We start from the raw sequence: 6216 nt of genomic DNA on the forward strand, positions 1-6216 counted from the left end.
GGCCTCGGCTCCGTCCCCTCTCACCCGGACCACCCCCGCACGAGGGCGGCCATCTCGGCGCGCTCCGGCTCCGGCAGGAGGCTGCTGGGCGCCCGTACGTCGCGGCGGCAGAGCCCCAGCGCGGCGAGGGCCTCCTTGACGACGGTCACGTTGTGCGCGGAGCCGTCGGCGGCCCGCAGCTCCTCGAAGCGGCGGATCCGCTCCCACACCGTCATGGCCAGGGGATGGTCACCGGACCGCAGCGCCTCGATCATGCGCAGCGAGAGCTCAGGCGCGACGTTCACCAGGCCGGAGGTGAAGCCGGTGGCGCCCGCCGAGAAGTACGAGGGGGCGTACGGCTCCGCGAGCCCCGCGACCCAGACGAAGCGGTCGAGCCCGGCGTCACGCGCGAACCCGGCGAAGCGCACGGCGTCCGGCACGGCGTACTTGACGCCGATGACGTTGGGGCAGGCGTCGGCCAGTTCGGCCAGGCACGCCCCCGGCAGGCCCGGATCGCGCAGATACGGGACGACGCCGAGTTCGGGCACGGCCTCGGCGATCGCCCGGTGGTAGGCGACCCAGCCCGCGTCCGACACGTAGGGGTGCACGGGCTGATGGACCATCACCATGCTCGCCCCGTGCTCCTCGGCGTGCCGGGCGGCGGCGACGGCGGTCGGCACGTCGTGGCCCACTCCGGCGAGCAGGACCGCGCGTCCTGCGGTCTCGGCGTGCGTCAGCTCCACGACCTCGCGGCGCTCCGCGGGCGAGAGGGCGTAGAACTCCCCGGTGTTGCCGTTCGGGGTCAGGGTGCGCACCCCGGCGTCCAGCAGTCGGCGCAGGATCGCGCGGTGGGCGGCGCGGTCGATGCCGCCGTCCTCGGTGAACGGCGTCACCGGGATGGCGACGACGTCGGCGAGCGCGGCGCGCTGGGTCCCGAAGCTCACTCCGCATCCCCCTCGCCGGGGAAGGCGCGCCGTACGAACGACTCGATGTGCCGGTGCAGGGCCCGCGCCGCCCCGTCCGCGTCCCCGGCCAGGGCGAGCCGCAGGATCTCCGCGTGCTCGGCGGCCTCGCGGTCCCATGAGGGGTCGGCGGCCCAGGCCACGGCGGAGACGAGCGCGGCCTGGTCCCGTACGCCGTCCAGGAGCCGCCCAAGCAGCGGATTGCCGCAGTCGGTGTAGAGGGCGCGGTGGAACTCCCGGTTGGCGAGGGCGCGTACGGCGGCGTCGTCGGCCGCGTCGGCCCGCACCAGCGCCTCGCGCGCCGCCCGGAGCGGGGCGCCGCGCAGCACGGTGCGGCGCAGCGCCTCCGGTTCGAGGAGCAGCCGTACGTCGTAGACCTCACGGGCCATGGCCGCGTCGACGGTGCGGACCGCGCCGCCCTTGTACTGGCTCATCTCGACGAGGCCGGTGCCCGCCAGGGTCTTCAGGGCCTCGCGCACGGGTGTCTTGGAGACGCCGTACTCACGGGCGAGCTCCGTCTCGACCAGTGGCTGCCCCGGGCGCAACTCGCCGCTCAGGATGCGGTGCCTGACCGATTCGAGCACGACTTGCGTGCGCGAGGGGATCGGCACCGGGACCGGCGCGGCGACCGCCGGGGCCGGAGTCGGGACGGACGTCATGGGCAGCCTCTGATCTCAGTCATCGCGTCTCAGTCAGCACGTCGCGGATATGGCGTCTCAGATATCGCGTCTCATATATGACGTACGAAGTACGACGCGATGAAGCTAGGAGGACGAGCCGAGTTCGTCAACGGTCCTGACGAAAAATGCCCAAGTAGGCTTCTGCGGTCGTCAGTTCGCGGTCCGGCCCACCGCGAACCACCGTGAGGGCAGTTCGACGCGGGAGCCGTCGGGCGCGGACTCCGTGGTGAAGAGCGGGAGTTCACCGGAGGCCAGCACGGTGAGACCGGCCGCGGCGAAGTGCCGGGGCACGGCGTCGTCCACGACGTCGGCRGGCGTGAGGCCGTGCGCGAAGACGGGGGCGAGCTTCGGCGGCGGCCCGCCGGGGCCCCCGGCCAGGGCGAGGAGTACGGGTCTGGCCGCCTCGGACGGCTCGACGACGAAGGCCCTGCCGCGCTCACCGGTCAGCGTCGCGATGGCGTCGGCCAGGGGCTGCCGGGCGGCGGGCTCGCACTGGTGGAGCACGCCGCGCATGTAGAGGTTCGCGTCTCCCAGCTCCGCGTGGAGCAGCCCGGCCGCCCCCTCCTGCACGGCGTCGAACTGCCGGAACTCCACGTCCCCCGCCGGGTCGGCGCGCCGGGCGCGGTCGATCGCGGCGGCGGACAGGTCGAGGCCAACGACGCGCGGGAAGGTGCCCGCGAGGAAGCGGCTCTGGGTGCCGTTGCCGCAGCCCAGGTCGACGAGGGGCAGCTCCTCGGCCACCAGGTGCGGTTCGAACAGGGCCAGATGCAGTGCCGCGGTGAGGGCGGGCTCGGCGTCCCAGAAGACGGCGCCCCGCTCGACGGGTGCCGCCCGCCAGAACGCCTCCCAGGCCTCCCTGTACCGACGTGTGACGCTCATGCGTGCCTCCCCGGTGCGCGCCGCGATGCCGCCGTAACGGGCGGTCAGATCGGTCTACCGCCCCGGGGGCGCACCCACAAGGCGCCCGCGCGATGGTTCACTACCCGTACCACCGGGCAGCTACCGCGCGGGCAGCGCCAGCTCGAACCAGACCGTCTTGCCCGCGTCGGTACGGCTCGTGCCCCACTCCCGGGCGAGCGCGCTGATGACGCGCAGACCACGCCCCGACTCGTCCGTCGGGCCCGCGCTGAGCAGCGTGGGAAGCGTGTGGTCGTCGTCCTCGACCTCGACGAGCAGCGCACCCGCACGCACCAGGCGCAGGTCGACACGGCTGCTGCGCGAGTGCCGTACGACATTGGTGATCAACTCGCTGACCAGCAGCTCGGCGCTGTCCGCGAGGGCCTGGAGCGACCAGGACGCGAGCCGATGGCGCACCAGTTCACGGGCCCGGCCGACCTCGCTGGGGTCGAGGGCGAACCGCCAGTGCGCGACGTCCTCGGGCGCGACGCCGTTGAGCCGGGCCATCAGGAGCGCCACGTCGTCCTTGCGGCCACCCCGGGTGTTGAGGGCACGGATGATCGTGTCGCAGGCGTCGTCCATGGAGGCGGCCGGGTGCGCCGCGGACTCGGTGAGCGTGGCGAGGCCGACGCCGATGTCCTCGCCGCGCACCTCCACGAGGCCGTCGGTGCACATCAGCAGCCGGTCGCCCGGGGCCACCCGTATCCGCACCGACTCGAAGGGGACGCCGCCGACGCCGATGGGCGCCCCGGTGGGCAGGTCGAGGAGCTCGCTGCGGCCGTCCTCCGCGCGGACCACGACGGGCGGGATGTGCCCGGCGTTGGCGAGGAGCAGCTCGCCCGCGATCGGGTCGTAGACCGCGTACAGACAGGTCGCCAGATAGTGCTCGCCGAGGCGCTGGGCGAGGTCGTCGAGGTTGCGCAGGAGCTGCTCGGGCGGCAGGTCGAGGGCGGCCATCGTCTGGACGGCCGTGCGCAACTGGCCCATCATCGCCGCCGAGTTGAGGCCGTGGCCCATGACATCGCCGACGACGAGGGCGGTCCGCGAGCCGGGCAGCTTCACGGAGTCGAACCAGTCGCCGCCGACCCGGCCGAGGAGCGTGCCCGGCAGATAGCGGGTGGCGATGTCGCAGCCGGACATCCGCGGCTGGATGTGCGGCAGCATGCTGTCCTGGAGGGTGTCGGCGACGCTCTCCTGGTAGGTGTACATCCGGGCGTTGTCGAGCACGAGGCCCGCGCGGGCCGCCAGTTCGGCGCCGGTGACGCGGTCCATGTCGTTGAAGACGGGCCGCTCGCGGTGGCGGAGCAGGATCATGAAGCCGAGCACCACGTTGCGTGCCTTGAGCGGCACGACGAGCATCGAGCGGTGGTTGATCAGCGGGCGGATGTCGCGCTTCTCGAACTGCGAGGCGATGGCGTTGCCCATCTCCTCGGTGATACGGGGGACGAGCACCGGATCGCCTGAGGTCATGCACTGGAAGAACGGCGTGTGCGAGGGGAAGGGCATGGACTCGCCGACCGGCACGACGTCGTCCCAGCGCCCCGGCTCGTCGGTGTGCTCCACGGCGACCCGGTGCCACAGGGTGGTCTCGTCCGGCGGGCCCTCGGGAAAGCCCTCGCCCGCGACGACCTGCTCGCGCAGATAGGTGCCCGCGACATCCGTGAAGCGCGGCACGACCGCCTTGCTGACCTCGACGATCGTGCGCGACAGATCGAGCGAGGACCCGATGCGACCGCTGACCTCGTTGAGGAACTCCAGGCGCTCGCGCACCGCCGCGTACTCGAGGTCCTCGCCCTCGTCGTCGTCCGCTCCGTCGGCGGGCAGGCCGCGCGCGGCGTCCCGCTCGGCGCGCTCCCTGCGGGTCTTGCGCTCGGTGCGCCGCGCCACGCCCCAGTCGGGGGTGACGGGCACTCTGTCGTGCTGGCTGAACTCCAGGACCGGATAGCCCAGTTCGAGGATCTGGGAGACGATGCGGGAGCTCTCGGCGACACTCATGCTGGGCAGGATCTCGGGCAGCCGGCCCGCCAGTTCGTCGGCGCCGGGGAAGTCGGTGTGCAGGGCGAAGCCGGGGGCGATGCGCTCGACCTGCTCGCCGCGGACCGCACCGGCGTCCTCGGGGACCGGTCCGTGGCCGGTCAGCCGCGCGGCGTCGGCCGCCAGTACGAGGAGCCGCTCGGGACCCGGTCCGATCAGGGGATACGCCCACCAGAGCACATCGACGCGGCGGCCTTGCCCGCCCGCGCCCGTCAGCCGCGCGCGTCCCGCCGCCGGGTAGGAGATGCGGCGGCCGAGGGAGGTCTCCAGGTCGGGGCCGAGTCCGTCGTACGCGCCGTAGGGCTCGTCGTCCTCGGGCATCGCGCCGTGCACGGGCAGCAGATCGCCGACGGGGCGGCCGACGGCCTCCTCCTTGGCGCAGCCGAAGAGGCGGCGGGCGCCGACGCTCCAGTGCGAGACGAGACCGGCGGCGTCGACGACGACCACGGCCAGCGGTATGCGCCCGGCCACGGCACCGCGCGCCACCGGTTCATCCGGAGTGCCCTGATCCATGGCCATGCTCCTTCCACGGCGGCGCGAAGATCTCATCTCGCCACCAACCACCGTACGACCGGCGCAGGTTGCCGTGCGGGGCAATGGGGGAATTGGCCTGGGGGGCGCCGGTCCTCCGGCGCACGCCCCCCGGACCCGGTGCTTCCGGCACCGGGCGCGGGCCCCCTCAGTCCTCGTGCCAGCCCTCGTGCCAGCCCTCGTGTCAGTCCTCGTGGCCGAGCTGGAGGTCCMGCTCGGTGCGGCCGCCGCCCGCGACCTGGAGGACCGTGGCGACCGGCGGATACCCGGCCGCGATGACGGTGTACTCGCCGGACGACAGGTCGACGAAGCGGAACGTGCCGTCCGCCTCGGTGGTGAGGGTGTCCACCACGTTGCCCGCGGCGTCGAGCAGCGTCACGCGCGCGTSCYSGMCRGSGCSYCCGCCACCGGCCCGCACGGTGCCGCGCAGCACCGCGCCGCCCGCGAGCTCCACGTCCTGCCGGGTCTCGCGCGAGGCCTGCACGCTGACGGGCAGCGCGGCGGGCCGGAAGGCGGGGGCGCTGGCCGCCAGGGTGTACTCGCCCGCGACCAGCTCGCTGATGACATAGCCGCCCTCGCGGCCGCTGCGGGTGGTGGCGACGACCTCGCCGCGTACGTCGGTGAGGGTGACGGCGGCGTCCCTGACCGGCGTTCCGTCGGCGGTCACCACCGTGCCCGCGAGGCGGCCCGCGCCGCCGAGCACCACGTCCAGCTCGACGGGCCGCTCGCCCACGGTGACGGTGACGGCCTGCGGCTGGTGGCCCCCGGCCGCCGCGATCAGCACGAAGGAGCCGGACCCCGGTGTCGCCAGGGCGTACCGCCCGTCGTCGCCGCTCGCGCCGCGCCCGATCTGCTGCCCGGCGACGTCGATGAGGGTCAGGGCCGCGCGGGGCACCACGGTGCCGTCGGCGTGCTGCACGGTGCCGCAGACGGGGACCCCGGCGGCGGCCCCCGAGGGGCGGGCCTGCTGGGGGACGGCCGTCGGCTCGGCGGCGGGCGCCACGGTTATCTGCACGAGCTCCGCGACCAGCAGGCCTCCTTCCGCGACGTCGTGCAGTCCGTCCACACGGTCCGCACGGCCTCGCAGATCCCCTCCCCGATCGCCGCGGCCTGGCAGTCGGCCCTCACCGCGC

At 74.0% G+C, this 6216-nt stretch carries 5 protein-coding genes and 1 pseudogene; 1 reads left to right on the top strand and 5 read right to left on the bottom strand.

The features are described 5' to 3' along the window. Positions 1-20: 20 nt before the first annotated feature. From AB8Z36_RS28450 to AB8Z36_RS28470, 5 genes and pseudogenes are all read right to left on the bottom strand, one after another. Positions 21-923 (bottom strand): dihydrodipicolinate synthase family protein, encoded by a 903-nt coding sequence (locus AB8Z36_RS28450; RefSeq protein ID WP_369216248.1) that lies wholly within the window; start codon positions 921-923, stop codon positions 21-23. After that, entirely contained in the window at positions 920-1600 is a 681-nt protein-coding gene (locus AB8Z36_RS28455) for a GntR family transcriptional regulator (protein WP_369216249.1), read from the bottom strand. The genes AB8Z36_RS28450 and AB8Z36_RS28455 overlap by 4 nt, the downstream gene beginning before the upstream one ends. 171 nt (positions 1601-1771) lie before the next feature. Then, positions 1772-2500 (bottom strand): methyltransferase domain-containing protein, encoded by a 729-nt coding sequence (locus AB8Z36_RS28460; RefSeq protein WP_369216250.1) that lies wholly within the window; start codon positions 2498-2500, stop codon positions 1772-1774. Positions 2501-2620: 120 nt separating this feature from the next. Next, positions 2621-5065 (bottom strand): ATP-binding SpoIIE family protein phosphatase, encoded by a 2445-nt coding sequence (locus AB8Z36_RS28465; RefSeq protein ID WP_369216251.1) that lies wholly within the window; start codon positions 5063-5065, stop codon positions 2621-2623. 202 nt (positions 5066-5267) lie between these two features. Further along, positions 5268-6056 (bottom strand): annotated as a pseudogene (locus tag AB8Z36_RS28470) (MSCRAMM family protein); the annotation flags it as partial. Between AB8Z36_RS28470 and AB8Z36_RS28475 the strand changes: the two are divergent. After that, the coding region (locus tag AB8Z36_RS28475; protein ID WP_369216252.1) for a hypothetical protein at positions 5994-6216 on the top strand (223 nt) is incomplete at its 3' end. The pseudogene AB8Z36_RS28470 and the gene AB8Z36_RS28475 overlap by 63 nt on opposite strands.

Origin of the sequence: Streptomyces flavofungini (assembly GCF_041028215.1) — a bacterium.
Lineage (GTDB): Bacteria > Actinomycetota > Actinomycetes > Streptomycetales > Streptomycetaceae > Streptomyces > Streptomyces flavofungini_B.

Bases quoted from the DNA above. Each gene is read 5' to 3' on its own strand.
- AB8Z36_RS28455 (WP_369216249.1), bottom strand. From the start codon at position 1,600: ATGACGTCCGTCCCGACTCCGGCCCCGGCGGTCGCCGCGCCGGTCCCG.
- AB8Z36_RS28465 (WP_369216251.1), bottom strand. From the start codon at position 5,065: ATGGATCAGGGCACTCCGGATGAACCGGTGGCGCGCGGTGCCGTGGCC.